We start from the raw sequence: 15,093 nt of genomic DNA, 5'->3' as shown, positions 1-15,093 counted from the left end.
CGTAACGACAAATAATGTAGATATGTAATTTGATAAGGCAGCATAACGAAAAACGATATAATGAGACTCGAAGATATTGAAGTGTTTGTCGAAGCCGTCAAAGCGGGTAGCCTCGCCGGTGCCGCGCGTCGGCTCTCAATGAGCGCAATGACAGCATCGCGCGCGCTAACTCATCTCGAAGCGGAACTGGGGGTTCGGCTGGTACACCGCACCACGCGTTCTCTCTCTCCCACCAGCGATGGGGACGTTTTTTTGCCGCATGCACAGGCATTGCTGGAAGATAAAAACAATGCGCTTGCCGATCTGTTTCCCGAGGGGTCGCATCTTTCCGGACGCCTGCGTATTACCGCCTCCGCGGGGTTTGGCCGCAGGATCGTGGCGCCCATGCTGACCCGGTTTATGCAGCAACATCCCGCTCTGCAGGTTGATTTACTCGCCACCGACGAACAGGTGGATATCGTTGGAAAAGGCATCGACGTGGCGTTACGCATTGCGCCGCTGCGCGACAACCGATTAGTTGCCCATCGCCTGTGTCATAACCCACGGGATCTCTGCGCCAGCGCGGCGTATCTGGCTGCAAACGGCTATCCAAAATCGTTTAACGATCTGGCAGCACACAGCTGTCTGACCACGTCAGACACCGTTCACTGGTCATTCGAACAGGGCGAACAGCGCTACAAACAAAAGGTATCAGGCCGATTCTCCGCGAACTCGGTTGAGGCCATTTTCGAAGCCTGCCTCGGCGGGATGGGCATCGCCAACTTATCTCGCTGGTACGTAGAACCGGCCTTCAGAGAGGGTAAACTCGAAAGGATCGTCCTTGAGGATGCCCAGCCGGAATCGCTGGCCGTTTGGGCGGTTTACCCGACCTCCCGGCTGATCCCGGCAAAAGTACGAAAATTTGTGGAAGCACTGGAAGCCGAACTGCGGCTCAATCCGCTCACGCAGCCTACCTGAGGTTATTTCACCGGCACCAGGCGCGCTGCCACAATCTGGTGCCCGGCCTGCACATCTGCATTGTCGATGCGCTGCATGATCCTGTCCGCCAGGGTGTAACCCATCTCCCGCGCTGGGGTGGTTGCCCAGACGATCGGCAGGTCGTCGAGGGCGTTTTCCCCGACGTCGGCGAACGCCCCCAGCGCCACCTGGTGGCCAAAGAAGGTTTCCACCCCGCCCTCGCCGCTCTGACGCCCGGCGCGGATCAGGCCAAACCAGGCGCCCATAGCAATCACATCGTTATAGCAAATCACGGCGCTGATCGTCGGGCTGCTTCGCAGCAGCGCGCCTATCGCTTCCGCCGCCATCTTCTGGCTGGATTCACACTCCACGACCCACTCGCTGTGGAACGGCAGGCCGTATTTAATCAGCGTCGCGCAGTAGCCGCCTACCCGCTCGGCGCGGGTCAGGGACGAGCTTTTACCGCCCAGCCAGGCAATGCGCTGATGCCCGCGACGAATAAGATGCTCGGTCAACATTTGCGCGGCCTGCATGTTATCCGGGCGCAGCGTATCGGCTTCGTCGAGGTAGCTGGCGCGCGAGGCAAACACCAGCGGCACGCCTTTTTCAGCCGCACGCTCGCACAGTTCGCTGCCCACGCCCGATGCCCCGGCGACGATCACCCCGTCCACCCCCTGGTTCAGCAGCATATCGAGCCGGGAAAGCAGCTGATCGGCCTCGCGACCACCGTGCAGCAGAAAGACCATCCGCCCCTGCGCTTCAAGCGCTTCGGTTAACCCTGCGGTCAGCTCCGCATAGAAAGGTGATGTCAGATCGCGAACAATCAGGCCAATCACCCCGCTTTGCCCGCCGCGCAGCGCCGACGCCTGGCGGTTACGCACAAAGCCCAGCTGTTCAACCGCCTCGTTCACCCGCTGACCGGTGGCAGGAGAGATGCGCCCCTTCCCACTTAGCACCAGAGAAACGGTGCTGACGGAAACGCCCGCCGCAAGCGCGACATCGTTGATGGTGATTTTTTTCGCTACAGCCATGTGTCGGCGTGACTCCCTGAAATGAGATTGGTAAAACGTTTTATCAATACGTTATCTTTATACTACCAGTCAAAGCCTGAGAATGTGATTTAGCGCGCACTAAACTTTGATAAAACGTTTTATCTTCTCGCAGCATTGAAGCAGACAAACTGATTTTAACAATAAAGGAGTCGTTTTATGACGGCGAAAGCAGCACAAAAAATATCGCTGTGGGAATTTTTCCAGCAACTGGGTAAAACCTTTATGCTGCCCGTGGCACTCCTCTCGTTCTGCGGGATCATGCTCGGGATCGGCAGCTCGCTAAGCAGTAAAGACGTCATCACGCTGATCCCGTTCCTCGGTACTCCCGTGCTGCAGGCCATCTTTATCTGGATGAGTAAAGTCGGCTCCTTTGCGTTTAGCTTCCTGCCCGTCATGTTCTGTATCGCTATCCCGCTGGGCCTGGCGCGCGAAAATAAAGGCGTCGCGGCGTTTGCCGGTTTTGTGGGTTACGCGGTGATGAACCTCGCGGTTAACTTCTGGCTGACCGCGAAAGGCATACTGCCGACCACCGACGCTGCCGTGCTGAAGGCCAACAACATTCAGAGCGTGATTGGCATCCAGTCTATTGATACCGGGATCCTCGGGGCGGTGATCGCGGGAGTGATTATCTGGATGTTGCACGAGCGCTTCCACAATATCCGTCTGCCGGATGCCCTGGCCTTCTTCGGCGGCACCCGCTTCGTGCCGATTATCACCCTGGTGGTGATGGGCCTGTTTGGTTTGATCATTCCGCTGATCTGGCCGGTCTTTGCGCTGGGCATCAACGGCATTGGCCGCATCATCAACGGCGCGGGAGATTTCGGTCCGATGATCTTCGGCACCGGCGAGCGTCTGCTCCTGCCGTTTGGCCTGCAGCATATCCTGGTGGCCCTGATTCGCTTCACCGAAGCGGGCGGTACGATGGAGGTGTGCGGTCACGACGTGAGCGGTGCGTTGACCATCTTCCAGGCGCAGCTGAGCTGCCCGACCACCCACGGCTTCTCCGAAAGCGCCACCCGCTTCCTGTCTCAGGGTAAAATGCCTGCCTTCCTCGGCGGCCTGCCGGGTGCCGCGCTGGCGATGTACCACTGCGCACGCCCGGAAAACCGTCATAAAATTAAAGGGCTGCTGATTTCCGGCGTGATCGCCTGCGTCGTAGGCGGTACCACCGAGCCAATCGAGTTCCTGTTCCTGTTCGTTGCGCCGGTGCTGTATCTGATTCACGCTGTGCTGACCGGTCTGGGCTTTACCGTGATGGCGGTGCTGGGCGTCACTATCGGTAACACCGACGGCAACGTCATCGACTTCGTGGTGTTCGGCATCCTGCACGGCCTCTCCACCAAGTGGTATCTGGTCCCGGTCGTGGCGGCAATCTGGTTCGTGGTGTACTACGGGATCTTCCGCTTCGCCATCACCCGCTTTAACCTGAAAACGCCAGGCCGCGATACCGATACGGCCACCAGCGTTGAACAGGCGGTTGCCGGTACCGTGGGCAAATCCGGCTACAACACCCCTGCCATTCTGGCGGCGCTGGGCGGTGCGGATAACATTACCTCGCTGGATAACTGCATTACCCGCCTGCGTTTGTCGGTGGCGGATATGTCAAAAGTGGATACCAACGCCCTGAAAGCCAACCGGGCCATTGGCGTGGTACAGTTAAATCAGCACAATTTGCAGGTGGTTATCGGCCCGCAGGTACAGTCGGTGAAGGATGAGCTGGCTACCCTGATGCGAACAGTAGAAGCCTGATGCCTCAGCCCCCTCTTATGAGGGGGTTTTACTTTAAGGATTAACGTCATGTTTGATTTTTCTACCGTCGTGGATCGACACGGCACCTGGTGTACACAGTGGGACTACGTCGCCGACCGCTTTGGCGCAGCCGACCTGCTGCCCTTCACCATCTCGGATATGGATTTCGCCACCGCGCCCTGCATTACCGACGCGCTGCATCAGCGCATCAATCACGGCGTGTTGGGCTACAGCCGCTGGAAGAACGATGAGTTTCTCGCCGCCGTTGCGCACTGGTTCCAGCAGCGCTTTCACAGCAAGATTGAGACCGAATCGGTCGTTTATGGCCCTTCCGTTATCTACATGGTGTCAGAGCTGATTCGTCTCTGGTCAAACCCCGGCGACGGCGTGGTGGTACACACCCCGGCATACGATGCGTTTTACAAAGCCATTGAAGGCAATGCGCGTCATGTGGTGCCCGTAGAGATGGAAAAGCATGCCACAGGCTGGCAGGGAAACATGGCTGCGCTGGAAGCGGCCCTCGCGAAACCGGAAAACAAAATTTTGCTGCTGTGCAGCCCGCAAAACCCGACCGGTAAGGTCTGGACGCGGGATGAGCTGACGCAGATGGCGGAACTGTGCGCACGCTATGACGTGGCGGTTATCAGCGATGAAATCCATATGGACATGGTGTGGGGAGAGCGTCGTCACACGCCGTGGAACGCGGTGGCGCGCGGCAAATGGGCGCTTCTCACTTCTGGCTCGAAAAGCTTTAATATTCCGGCGCTGACGGGCGCTTACGGCCTGATTGGCGACGAAGAGAGCCGTAACGGTTACCTCAGCGCGCTAAAAGGCAGGGACGGACTCTCTTCCCCTTCCGTGCTGGCGCTGACGGCGCATATCGCCGCCTATCAGCAGGGGGAGCCGTGGCTGGATGCCCTGCGGGGTTATCTCGAAGATAATTTGTTGTATATCGCGCAGGAAGTAAACCGCGCTTTTCCGAAACTGAACTGGCAGCCGCCCGAAGCGACCTATCTGGCCTGGATCGATCTGCGCCCGCTGAACATTGACGATCGGGCGCTGCAAAAAGTACTGATCGAGCAGCAAAAAGTCGCCATCATGCCGGGATATACCTACGGTAAAGAAGGAAATGGCTTTGTTCGCCTGAATGCGGGCTGCCCGCGCAGCAAGCTGGAACAAGGCGTGCAACGCCTCATTGCCGGGATTAACACGCTCCTGTAATCAATTTGCGCAACGGAATATTCCCTTGCGCAAATAGCTTTTTACCCCGTTTTGTTTTTATAATATGGCGCACTTTAACCAGAAAAGAGTGCGACCATGATTGATACACGCCTGCCTTTAACTGATATTCATCGTCACCTTGACGGTAACATTCGTGCCCAAACCATCCTCGATCTTGGCCGCCAGTTCAATTTAACGCTTCCTGCTCAGACCCTTGAGTCCTTGATCCCTCACGTACAGGTGACCTCTAATGAGCCGGACCTGGTCAGCTTCCTGAGCAAACTCGACTGGGGCGTGAAGATGCTGGCGTCGCTGGATGCCTGCCGCCGCGTGGCGTTTGAGAACATCGAAGATGCAGCCCGCAACGGCCTGCACTACGTCGAACTGCGCTTCTCGCCGGGCTATATGGCGATGACCCACAACCTGCCCGTTGCAGGCGTGGTGGAAGCCGTCATTGAAGGTGTACGCGAAGGGTGTAAAACCTTCGACGTTCAGGCCCGCCTGATCGGCATTATGAGCCGTACGTTCGGTGAAGCCGCCTGCCTGCAGGAGCTGGAAGCGCTGCTGGCCCATCGCGATGCCATCACCGCCGTCGACCTCGCCGGCGACGAGCTGGGCTTCCCGGGCAGCCTGTTCCTCTCCCACTTCAACCGCGCGCGCGATGCCGGCTGGCACATTACCGTCCATGCGGGTGAAGCGGCTGGCCCGGAAAGCATCTGGCAGGCCATCCGCGAGCTGGGCGCCGAGCGTATCGGTCACGGCGTGAAGGCGGTCGAAGATCGCGCCCTGATGGATTTCCTGGCGGAGCAGCGTATCGGGATTGAGTCGTGCCTGACGTCTAACATTCAGACCAGCACCGTGGCGACGCTGGCGCATCACCCGCTAAAAACGTTCCTCGAGCACGGCGTGCTGGCCTCGCTGAACACTGACGACCCGGCGGTTCAGGGCGTGGATATTATCCACGAGTACAACATCGCCGCACCGCAGGCGGGTCTGAGCCGCGAGCAGATCCGTCAGGCACAGATTAACGGGCTGGAAATTGCCTTCCTGACGCCTGCTGAGAAACAGGCGCTGCGGGATAAGGTGGCAACCGCGTAAACCCTTTTGCCGGGTGGCGGCTACGCCTTACCCGGCCTACAACTACAAAATATTAAAAAATTATGCCAGACAGAGCGTCGCGCGATGTTTGGCAGATTCGATGCCCAGCTCAATCAGCTCCATAATCTGAATCGCCTGGCTGGCCGGAACCGGATTCTCTCCCGTGCCGTTCAGCGCATCGCGGATAGCGGCATAATACGCCGGATAATTCCCCGGTATCGTCAGCAAGGTCTCCTCGACCAGCTCCTCGCCTTCGACCCGCGTTACCACGCCGTCGCGCATATCATAGCCCCAGTCTTCCTGCGGCAGACGTTCACCGTTTTTAAGCCTGTCTTCCTGCGGATCGAGACCAAACTTCACGTAGCTCCCGCGCGTACCGTGAATGATATAGCGGGCCGATTCTGCGGCCGCGACCATCGTGCCGTGCAGCACAATCCGCCGCTGCGGGTAACTGAGCACCGCGTGGAAGTAATCGGTTGTCTGCGCGCCGGGCCTGAGCTGGGCGAGATCGACCGTCATGCTCACCGGCAGACCAAAAAGATTGACGGCCTGATCCAGCAGATGCGGAGCTAAATCGTACCAGATGCCGCTGCCCGGACCGGCCTGTTCGCGCCAGCGGTTTCTCACCTGCGGACGAAAGCGGTCAAAGTGCGATTCAAAAAAGAGGATCTCCCCTAGCGTGCCTTCACTGAGAAGCCTTTTTACCGTCAGAAAGTCGCTGTCCCAGCGGCGGTTATGGAACACCGACATCAGCCTGCCCAGACTCCTTGCCAGCGCATCCAGCTCGCGTGCCTGTGACAGCGTCACGGTGAAGGGCTTATCGACCACTACGTGCTTACCGGCTTCCAGCGCGGCCTTTGCCAGCGGAAAGTGGGTGTCGTTCGGCGTGGGGATGACGATTAAATCAATATTCGGATCGTTGAAAAGGTGTTTAGGTTCAGAGACAACCGGTACGGAAGGCCAGTCGACATGGACTTTAGCGGCATCGCTGCTGGATACTGCCGCCAGCGCCATCCCCGGCGTCCCGGCTATCAGAGGCGCATGAAACGTTTTGCTCGCGTACCCGTAGCCGATAAGCCCAACGCGGATATTATCACTCATAGTGCCATCCTCTTTATGACATTCTTATTTCACACTGGCTAACCTGGCATGAGGACAGATTAATAATGTGCCCTATGACTTAAAATAGCAGGTTGTACGGGTTGTTTTTGTTACATAGTATTAACCTACTGATTTTGTTTAAGGGAACCGTTCCCAAAGCGCTTGCCGTCAGGGAGACGTCACTGTAACATTTGCGCCCTGTCTTTATGGATAAAGTACAATTACGCATTATGACGTCAATTATTAATCGAATCATTGAATTAGCGGGATGGATTGTCCTTGGAGTTTCGGTCATTTTGCTGGGCGTCGCCAGCCATATCGATAACTACCAGCCGCCGGAGCCTGTCACCATCGCCCAACCTAAGTAACCGGTTACTGCAATAAAGAGTGACATAATATGTCAGTTTCGTATTGCCAGCCCTGGTGAACACGGTTAACCTTCTCTTCCAGGCATCGTCTGATGCCTGAATTTCAGCAAAGAAAACTCCTAATTTCGTCGCGTTACCTGAGTGGGCTGTTTACGTCTTTATTAATCCGTTTATTATTCGACCGAATTACCTTAACTGGTATTACTCACTTTTATATGGAAACTTATTAATATGACAGTTCAGGACTATTTATTAAAATTTCGCAAGATCAATTCGCTTGAGAGCCTGGAAAAACTGTTTGACCATCTGAACTACACCCTGTCGGATAATCAGGACATCATTAATATGTATCGCGCCGCAGACCATCGCCGCGCGGAGCTGGTTTCCGGTGGTCGTTTGTTCAACGTCGGTGAAGTGCCTAAGTCTGTATGGCGTTACGTTTTATAAGAAAGTAGCCATCCGCGCGAAATGTTATATACTCTCCGCCCTGCAAACTGGCTGTACAACATTTCGCGCAGATTATGGGAGAGTTCATGACCGCAACGCCTGGAGAACGCATTGGAGGCTGGTTAATCGCCCCACTGGCATGGCTGCTGGTTGCCTTATTAAGCGCATCGCTTGCGCTGCTGCTGTATACCACCGCACTGATTACCCCTCACGCCATCCAGACCCTGATGTCGCAAAGCGTGCTGAATATTGCTTTGTGGTTTGTGTCGTTCGTTTTCGCGATTGGAATGTGGTACTACACGCTGTGGCTGACCATCGCCTTCTTTAAGCGCCGCAAGAGTGTGCCTAAGCACTACATTATCTGGCTGCTGATTTCGGTCCTGCTGGCGGTGAAAGCGTTTGCCTTTTCGCCCGTATCAGACGCGCTGGCCGTTCGTCAGCTGCTATTCCCGTTGCTGGCTGCGGCGCTGCTGGTGCCCTATTTCAAACGTTCGACGCGGGTGAAAAACACCTTCGTGAACCCGTAATAACCCTACAGATAACCTGTTGTCGCCTGCGTCGGTTTGTCCGATAATAGGCGGCTTTTTTATTTCAGGCTAAATAATGACCGATTACTTACTGCTCTTTGTCGGCACCGTGCTGGTTAACAACTTCGTTCTGGTGAAGTTCCTTGGCCTGTGTCCGTTTATGGGCGTTTCCAAAAAGCTGGAAACAGCAATGGGTATGGGGCTGGCGACGACCTTCGTGATGACGCTGGCGTCCATCTGCGCGTGGTGGATCGATACCTGGATCCTCATCCCGCTGGGATTAACCTATCTTCGTACGCTGGCCTTTATTCTGGTAATCGCGGTGGTGGTGCAATTTACCGAAATGGTGGTGCGTAAAACCAGCCCGGCGCTTTATCGCCTGCTGGGTATCTTCCTGCCGCTGATCACCACCAACTGTGCGGTTCTCGGCGTAGCGCTGCTGAACATCAACCTTGGTCATAACTTTATGCAGTCGGCGCTGTATGGTTTCTCTGCGGCAGTCGGTTTCTCTCTGGTGATGGTGCTGTTCGCCTCCATTCGCGAGCGCCTGGCAGCAGCGGATATCCCTGCGCCCTTCCGCGGTAACGCGATTGCGCTGGTGACCGCAGGTTTAATGTCTCTGGCCTTTATGGGCTTTAGTGGTCTGGTGAAGTTGTAATGAATGCTATCTGGATTGCCATCGCCTCTATCAGCGTTCTGGGGTTGGTGTTTGGCCTTATCCTGGGCTACGCCTCCCGCCGTTTTGCGGTAGAGGACGATCCCGTTGTAGAAAAAATTGATGAGCTTCTGCCACAAAGCCAGTGCGGGCAGTGCGGCTACCCCGGCTGCCGCCCTTATGCCGAAGCGGTAGGGGTTCAGGGTGAAAAAATTAACCGCTGTGCGCCCGGCGGCGAAGCGGTGATGTTGAAAATTGCGGCCCTGCTTAACATTGACCCGCAGCCTGTTGACGGCGATGCGGACGTGCAGGAGCCGGTCCGCGCGCTGGCCGTGATCGACGAAGCCAACTGTATCGGCTGCACCAAATGTATTCAGGCCTGCCCGGTTGACGCCATTGTGGGCGCAACCCGCGCCATGCACACCGTCGTGGCGGACCTCTGCACCGGCTGTAACCTCTGCGTGGCCCCCTGCCCGACGCAATGTATCGAGCTGCGCCCGGTTGAAACGACTACCGAAAGCTGGAAGTGGGATCTTCAAGCCATTCCGGTTCGCAATATTCCTGTGGAACAACATGCTTAAGTTATTTTCTGCTTTCAGAAAAGAGAAGATTTGGGACTTTGACGGGGGGATTCACCCACCGGAGATGAAAACCCAGTCTAACGGCACGCCGCTGCGTCAAATTCCGCTGGCGACCCGTTTCGTTATGCCGCTCAAGCAGCACATCGGCGCGGAGGGTGAGCTGTGCGTGAAAGAAGGCGATACCGTCCTTCGCGGTCAGCCGCTGACCTTTGGCCGCGGACGTATGCTGCCGGTGCACGCCCCCACCTCCGGTAAGGTGGTCGCCATCGCGCCCCATACGGTGGCCCATCCATCAGCGCTCTCAGAGCTGAGCGTGATAATTGAAGCCGACGGCGAAGACCGCTGGATCGACCGTGACGGCTGGAGCGACTACCGCTCCCATAGCCGCGAAGCGCTTATCGAGCGCATTCATCAGTTCGGCGTTGCTGGTCTGGGTGGCGCGGGCTTCCCGACCGGCGTCAAGCTGCGCGGCGGTGGTGATAACATTCAGACGTTGATTATTAACGCCGCCGAGTGCGAGCCGTATATCACCGCCGACGATCGTCTGATGCAGGACTGCGCCGCCCAGGTGGTGGAAGGTATCCGCATCCTCGCGCACATTCTGCAGCCGCGGGAAGTGCTGATCGGTATCGAAGACAATAAACCGCAGGCTATTTCAATGCTGCGCGCCGTGCTGGCGGGCAGTCACGATATTAGCCTGCGCGTTATCCCGACCAAGTACCCTTCCGGCGGCGCAAAACAGCTGACGCAAATTCTCACCGGCAAGCAGGTCCCGCATGGCGGACGCTCTTCGGATATCGGCGTGCTGATGCAAAACGTCGGCACCGCGTATGCCGTGAAGCGCGCGGTGATTGACGGCGAACCGTTAACCGAGCGCGTGGTGACGCTGACCGGGGAATCAATTTCTCGGCCGGGCAACGTCTGGGCGCGTCTGGGTACGCCGGTGCGTCATCTGCTGGAACAGGCTGAGTTTTGCCCGGGCAGCGACCAGATGGTGATCATGGGCGGCCCGCTGATGGGCTTTACCCTGCCGTGGCTGGACGTGCCGGTAGTGAAAATTACCAACTGCCTGCTCGCGCCTTCTCCGACCGAAATGGGCGAGGAGCAGGAAGAGAAAGGCTGCATCCGCTGCAGCGCCTGTGCCGACGCCTGCCCGGCGGATCTGCTGCCGCAGCAGCTGTACTGGTACAGCAAAGGCCAGCTGCACGACAAGGCGAAAGCCCATAACCTTGCCGACTGCATTGAATGCGGTGCCTGCGCCTGGGTATGCCCTAGCAATATTCCTCTGGTGCAGTATTTCCGCCAGGAGAAGGCTGAAATTTATGCCATCTCCATGGAAGAAAAACGCGCGGCAGAAGCCAAAGCGCGCTTCGAAGCGCGCCAGGCGCGACTGGAACGCGAAAAAATCGCCCGTCAGGAGCGCCATAAGCAGGCCGCCGTTCAGCCTGCCGAGAAAGATCAAGATGCGATTAACGCCGCACTGGCGCGCGTTCGCGAGAAAAAAGCCACTGCAGCGCAGCCTGTGGTGATCCCGGCCGGCGAGAAGCCGGACAACAGCGAAGCGATTGCCGCGCGTGAAGCACGTAAGGCCGCAGCGCGCGCCCGTCAGGCTGAAAAAGCGCAAACGGTCCAGGCAGAGGCGGAGATCGACCCGCGTAAAGCCGCCGTTGAAGCGGTAATAGCCCGCGCTAAAGCCCGCAAAGCCGGTGAGCAGAATGTGGTGGTCGAGCAGGAAGCCGTCGACCCTCGCAAAGCGGCCGTCGAAGCGGCGATTGCCCGTGCTAAAGCGCGCAAAGCTGCGCAGCAGACACAAACCGCAGAACCCGAAGCGCCGGTCGACCCGCGTAAAGCCGCCGTCGAAGCGGCGATTGCCCGCGCTAAAGCCCGTAAGGCGGCGCAGCAGGATGAGCAACCGCAGGCCGCCAACGATGACCCGCGCAAGGCCGCCGTCGCCGCCGCCATTGCGCGCGTTCAGGCGAAGAAAGCCGCACAGCAAGCAGTTAACGAGGATTAAATGGTTTTCAGAATCGCAAGCTCCCCTTACACCCACAATCAGCGCCAGACATCGCGCATCATGATGCTGGTCTGCCTGGCGGCGCTGCCGGGCATTGCCGTTCAGTGCTGGTTTTTCGGCTGGGGAACCCTGTTCCAGATAATCCTGGGCTGCGCCAGCGCCCTGGCGGCGGAAGCCCTTGTGCTTAAGCTGCGTAAGGCGGCTGTCTCCCGCATTCTTGCCGATAACTCCGCGCTGCTGACCGGCCTGCTGCTGGCCATCAGTATCCCACCGTTCGCCCCATGGTGGATGGTGGTCCTGGGTACCGTGTTTGCGGTGATCATTGCCAAACAGCTGTACGGCGGGCTCGGCCATAACCCGTTCAACCCGGCGATGATTGGCTACGTGGTGCTGCTGATCTCCTTCCCGGTACAGATGACCAGCTGGCTGCCTCCGCATGAGATTGCTGCCACGGTTCCGGGCTTTATGGATGCCCTGCACGTGATCTTTACCGGCCATACGGCGCTCGGTGCGGATATGAACGCGCTGCGCATGGGCGTGGACGGTATCAGCCAGGCGACGCCTCTCGATACCTTTAAAACATCCCTGCATGCCGGGCACAGCGTTGAGCAGATCATGAAGTCCGCGATCTACAGCGGCATGTTGGCGGGTGCAGGCTGGCAGTGGGTCAACCTGGCGTATCTGCTGGGCGGCCTGTTCCTGCTGCAGCAGAAAGCCATTCGCTGGCATATTCCGGTCAGCTTCCTCGTGACGCTGGCGGTTTGCGCCACGCTGGGCTGGGTCTTCTCGCCTGAATCACTGGCCAGCCCGCAGATGCATTTGCTCTCCGGCGCGACCATGCTGGGTGCCTTCTTTATCCTGACGGATCCGGTGACAGCGTCCACGACTAACCGTGGACGTCTGATCTTCGGCGCGCTGGCGGGCCTGCTGGTATGGCTTATCCGCAGCTTTGGCGGCTACCCGGACGGCGTGGCCTTTGCCGTCCTGCTTGCCAACATAACCGTTCCGCTCATCGACTATTACACGCGTCCACGCGTGTACGGTCATCGCTAAGGGTTTCGCCATGTTAAAAACGATGCAAAAACACGGCGTCACGCTGGCTGTCTTCGCCGCGGTCCTGACGGGGCTGACGGCACTGGTTAATGCGCTGACCAAAACGACCATCGAAGAACAGGCCTCGAAGCAGCAAAAGGCGCTGTTCGATCAGGTGATCCCGTCCGATTTCTACGATAATGACCTGCAAAAAAGCTGCTTTGTGGTAGACGCGCCGCAGCTTGGGAAAGGCCCACACCGCCTCTTTATCGCCCGCAAAGGGGATAAACCGGTCGGCGCAGTGATGGAAGCGACGGCGCCTGACGGCTATTCCGGCGCCATTCAGCTGCTTGTGGGCAGCGATTTCTCCGGCACCATACTGGGCACCCGCGTGACGGAGCACCATGAGACGCCGGGTCTTGGCGATAAAATTGAAACCCGTCTGAGCGACTGGATTTTGCACTTTGCCGGTAAAGTGATCCATGGCGAAGGTGACACCGCGTTTGCAGTGAAGAAAGATGGCGGCGAATTCGACCAGTTCACCGGGGCGACCATCACCCCACGTGCGGTGGTGAATGCCGTAAAACGAGCCGGGCTGTATGCTGAAACGCTGCCCGCGCAAATCAACAATCTTCCGGCCTGTGAGGAGTAATCATGAGCCAGGTTAAAGAGGTTATTGTCCAGGGGTTGTGGAAGAACAACTCCGCGCTGGTACAGCTTCTGGGCATGTGCCCACTGCTGGCGGTAACGTCCACCGCCACCAACGCGCTCGGTCTGGGTCTGGCAACCACGCTGGTATTAACCCTGACCAACCTCTCCATCTCTGCCCTGCGCCGCTGGACGCCGTCGGAAATTCGTATTCCGATTTACGTCATGATCATTGCGTCGGTGGTCAGTATCGTTCAGATGCTGATTAACGCCTACGCGTTTGGCCTGTACCAGTCGCTCGGGATCTTTATTCCCCTTATCGTCACCAACTGTATCGTTGTCGGGCGCGCGGAAGCCTTCGCGGTGAAAAACAGCCCCGCCATGTCGGCGCTGGATGGGTTTTCCATTGGCATGGGTGCCACATGCGCCATGTTCGTGCTGGGCTCGCTGCGCGAGATCCTCGGTAACGGTACGCTGTTTGACGGCGCAGATGCGCTGCTCGGCGGCTGGGCCAAAGCGCTGCGTGTTGAAGTGTTCCATACCGATACGCCATTCCTGCTGGCAATGCTGCCGCCCGGCGCATTTATTGGCCTTGGCATGATGCTGGCGATAAAATACCTGATTGATGAAAAACGTAAGCGCCGCGCGGCTGAGCGTAGCGTTCTGGAAGGGACACCCGAGAAGGCTTCATGAATAAAGAAAAGCGCATTGCGATCCTGACCCGTCTGCGGGACGAGAACCCGCACCCGACGACGGAGCTGAATTTTACCTCCCCGTTTGAGCTGCTGATCGCGGTGTTGCTTTCTGCACAGGCGACCGACGTGAGCGTCAATAAAGCCACTGCCCTGCTCTATCCGGTCGCCAATACGCCGAAGGCCATGCTGGAGCTGGGCGTGGAAGGCGTGAAGTCGTATATCAAAACCATCGGCCTGTTTAACAGCAAAGCCGAGAACGTCATCAAGACCTGCCGGATCCTGCTGGAACAGCACGGAGGTGAAGTACCGGAGGACCGCGCTGCGCTGGAAGCCTTACCGGGCGTGGGGCGTAAGACCGCAAACGTGGTGCTTAACACTGCGTTTGGCTGGCCCACTATCGCCGTGGATACGCATATATTTCGCGTGTCTAACCGGACCAACTTCGCGCCGGGCAAAAACGTCGAGCAGGTCGAAGAGAAGCTGCTGAAAGTGGTTCCGGCAGAATTTAAGGTGGATTGCCATCACTGGCTGATTCTGCACGGCCGATATACCTGTATTGCCCGCAAGCCTCGCTGCGGCTCCTGCATTATTGAAGATCTCTGCGAATACAAAGAAAAAGTGTATCCCTGATCGCCCCAATCCCACACTAAAGGAAGGGCTATCGAATGTTCTTCTTTTGGCCGTTACTTGTCCGTCTTTCGCTTACTCTGACCTGTCACTTGTTCGGTTGTTTAACGCTCAAACAGGTTAATACTTTTTTCATTGCCAAAAATTTCTATACATCTGTGATCGCGATCACCCTGATAACTTCATGTTGAATTTTTGTTGTCAAAATCGGCCTAAACCCTTTGTCTGACAACATACTCACCTCCCACAACCGAAGATAAGACCAGCTATTTTTCAGAATATGGGCTATATCACTGCGTAAAGCGACAAATAGCAGAACAT

The 15,093-nt window shown here is 57.3% G+C and carries 16 protein-coding genes; 14 read left to right on the top strand and 2 right to left on the bottom strand.

The genetic code is table 11. The annotated features are described in order from the left end of the window. Positions 1-60: 60 nt before the first annotated feature. Positions 61-957: a LysR family transcriptional regulator gene (locus ACMGG5_RS16150; protein WP_420278163.1), complete on the top strand. Its 897-nt coding sequence runs from the start codon at positions 61-63 to the stop codon at positions 955-957. A gap of 2 nt (positions 958-959) precedes the next feature. On the opposite strand, the gene ACMGG5_RS16145 is transcribed toward ACMGG5_RS16150, so the two are convergent. After that, entirely contained in the window at positions 960-1,988 is a 1,029-nt protein-coding gene (locus tag ACMGG5_RS16145) for a Mal regulon transcriptional regulator MalI (RefSeq protein WP_407821292.1), read from the bottom strand. Between the two features lie 177 nt (positions 1,989-2,165). Between ACMGG5_RS16145 and malX the strand changes: the two genes are divergently transcribed. The 3 genes from malX to add all read left to right on the top strand — a co-directional run bounded on the left by malX (position 2,166) and on the right by add (position 6,077). Continuing rightward, on the top strand, positions 2,166-3,758 hold the full coding sequence (malX, locus tag ACMGG5_RS16140; protein ID WP_032651044.1) for a maltose/glucose-specific PTS transporter subunit IIBC: 1,593 nt from the start codon (positions 2,166-2,168) through the stop codon (positions 3,756-3,758). Between the two features lie 48 nt (positions 3,759-3,806). Then, on the top strand, positions 3,807-4,979 hold the full coding sequence (locus tag ACMGG5_RS16135; protein WP_420278162.1) for a MalY/PatB family protein: 1,173 nt from the start codon (positions 3,807-3,809) through the stop codon (positions 4,977-4,979). 96 nt (positions 4,980-5,075) lie between these two features. Further along, positions 5,076-6,077, top strand: coding sequence for an adenosine deaminase (add, locus tag ACMGG5_RS16130; protein ID WP_023292620.1), 1,002 nt, complete (start codon positions 5,076-5,078; stop codon positions 6,075-6,077). Between the two features lie 60 nt (positions 6,078-6,137). On the opposite strand, the gene ACMGG5_RS16125 is transcribed toward add, so the two are convergent. Beyond that, entirely contained in the window at positions 6,138-7,178 is a 1,041-nt protein-coding gene (locus ACMGG5_RS16125; RefSeq protein ID WP_420278161.1) for an oxidoreductase, read from the bottom strand. Positions 7,179-7,420: 242 nt separating this feature from the next. Here ACMGG5_RS16125 and blr point away from each other — a divergent pair, with 242 nt between their 5' ends. From blr to nth, 10 genes are all read left to right on the top strand, one after another. After that, positions 7,421-7,546 (top strand): division septum protein Blr, encoded by a 126-nt coding sequence (gene blr / locus ACMGG5_RS16120; protein ID WP_169814161.1) that lies wholly within the window; start codon positions 7,421-7,423, stop codon positions 7,544-7,546. Positions 7,547-7,777: 231 nt separating this feature from the next. Next, positions 7,778-7,993: a transcription modulator YdgT gene (ydgT, locus tag ACMGG5_RS16115; protein WP_013096896.1), complete on the top strand. Its 216-nt coding sequence runs from the start codon at positions 7,778-7,780 to the stop codon at positions 7,991-7,993. Between the two features lie 86 nt (positions 7,994-8,079). Beyond that, the gene (locus ACMGG5_RS16110; RefSeq protein ID WP_024909347.1) at positions 8,080-8,520 is read left to right on the top strand and encodes a DUF2569 domain-containing protein; all 441 of its coding nucleotides are present in this window, start codon (positions 8,080-8,082) and stop codon (positions 8,518-8,520) included. 76 nt (positions 8,521-8,596) lie between these two features. Next, on the top strand, positions 8,597-9,178 hold the full coding sequence (gene rsxA / locus ACMGG5_RS16105) for an electron transport complex subunit RsxA (RefSeq protein WP_008500564.1): 582 nt from the start codon (positions 8,597-8,599) through the stop codon (positions 9,176-9,178). Next, complete coding sequence (gene rsxB, locus ACMGG5_RS16100; protein ID WP_420278160.1) at positions 9,178-9,756, top strand: electron transport complex subunit RsxB; 579 nt, start codon at positions 9,178-9,180, stop codon at positions 9,754-9,756. The genes rsxA and rsxB overlap by 1 nt, the downstream gene beginning before the upstream one ends. After that, complete coding sequence (gene rsxC / locus ACMGG5_RS16095; RefSeq protein WP_420278159.1) at positions 9,749-11,770, top strand: electron transport complex subunit RsxC; 2,022 nt, start codon at positions 9,749-9,751, stop codon at positions 11,768-11,770. Before rsxB ends, rsxC begins: the two co-directional genes overlap by 8 nt. Next, positions 11,771-12,823, top strand: coding sequence for an electron transport complex subunit RsxD (rsxD, locus tag ACMGG5_RS16090; RefSeq protein ID WP_032651036.1), 1,053 nt, complete (start codon positions 11,771-11,773; stop codon positions 12,821-12,823). Between the two features lie 10 nt (positions 12,824-12,833). After that, complete coding sequence (rsxG, locus tag ACMGG5_RS16085; protein ID WP_032651034.1) at positions 12,834-13,454, top strand: electron transport complex subunit RsxG; 621 nt, start codon at positions 12,834-12,836, stop codon at positions 13,452-13,454. Between the two features lie 2 nt (positions 13,455-13,456). Beyond that, positions 13,457-14,143, top strand: coding sequence for an electron transport complex subunit E (locus ACMGG5_RS16080; protein WP_023617347.1), 687 nt, complete (start codon positions 13,457-13,459; stop codon positions 14,141-14,143). Next, positions 14,140-14,775: an endonuclease III gene (gene nth, locus ACMGG5_RS16075; RefSeq protein WP_008500570.1), complete on the top strand. Its 636-nt coding sequence runs from the start codon at positions 14,140-14,142 to the stop codon at positions 14,773-14,775. Before ACMGG5_RS16080 ends, nth begins: the two co-directional genes overlap by 4 nt. Positions 14,776-15,093: the final 318 nt, after the last annotated feature.

Origin of the sequence: Enterobacter sp. BNK-34 (genome assembly GCF_048684445.1) — a bacterium.
Taxonomy (GTDB): domain Bacteria; phylum Pseudomonadota; class Gammaproteobacteria; order Enterobacterales; family Enterobacteriaceae; genus Enterobacter; species Enterobacter pseudoroggenkampii.
Note: the sequence above shows the minus strand (reverse complement) of the source record. Positions and strands in the feature narration are given on the sequence as shown.

Excerpts from the sequence above, each read along its gene's own strand:
- ACMGG5_RS16110 (WP_024909347.1), top strand. The coding sequence starts at position 8,080 with ATGACCGCAACGCCTGGAGAACGCATTGGAGGCTGGTTAATCGCCCCA.
- nth (WP_008500570.1), top strand. The coding sequence starts at position 14,140 with ATGAATAAAGAAAAGCGCATTGCGATCCTGACCCGTCTGCGGGACGAG.
- rsxD (WP_032651036.1), top strand. The coding sequence starts at position 11,771 with ATGGTTTTCAGAATCGCAAGCTCCCCTTACACCCACAATCAGCGCCAG.
- ACMGG5_RS16080 (WP_023617347.1), top strand. The coding sequence starts at position 13,457 with ATGAGCCAGGTTAAAGAGGTTATTGTCCAGGGGTTGTGGAAGAACAAC.
- add (WP_023292620.1), top strand. The coding sequence starts at position 5,076 with ATGATTGATACACGCCTGCCTTTAACTGATATTCATCGTCACCTTGAC.
- rsxB (WP_420278160.1), top strand. The coding sequence starts at position 9,178 with ATGAATGCTATCTGGATTGCCATCGCCTCTATCAGCGTTCTGGGGTTG.
- rsxC (WP_420278159.1), top strand. The coding sequence starts at position 9,749 with ATGCTTAAGTTATTTTCTGCTTTCAGAAAAGAGAAGATTTGGGACTTT.
- ACMGG5_RS16145 (WP_407821292.1), bottom strand. The coding sequence starts at position 1,988 with ATGGCTGTAGCGAAAAAAATCACCATCAACGATGTCGCGCTTGCGGCG.
- ydgT (WP_013096896.1), top strand. The coding sequence starts at position 7,778 with ATGACAGTTCAGGACTATTTATTAAAATTTCGCAAGATCAATTCGCTT.
- ACMGG5_RS16125 (WP_420278161.1), bottom strand. The coding sequence starts at position 7,178 with ATGAGTGATAATATCCGCGTTGGGCTTATCGGCTACGGGTACGCGAGC.
- ACMGG5_RS16135 (WP_420278162.1), top strand. The coding sequence starts at position 3,807 with ATGTTTGATTTTTCTACCGTCGTGGATCGACACGGCACCTGGTGTACA.
- rsxG (WP_032651034.1), top strand. The coding sequence starts at position 12,834 with ATGTTAAAAACGATGCAAAAACACGGCGTCACGCTGGCTGTCTTCGCC.
- malX (WP_032651044.1), top strand. The coding sequence starts at position 2,166 with ATGACGGCGAAAGCAGCACAAAAAATATCGCTGTGGGAATTTTTCCAG.
- rsxA (WP_008500564.1), top strand. The coding sequence starts at position 8,597 with ATGACCGATTACTTACTGCTCTTTGTCGGCACCGTGCTGGTTAACAAC.
- ACMGG5_RS16150 (WP_420278163.1), top strand. The coding sequence starts at position 61 with ATGAGACTCGAAGATATTGAAGTGTTTGTCGAAGCCGTCAAAGCGGGT.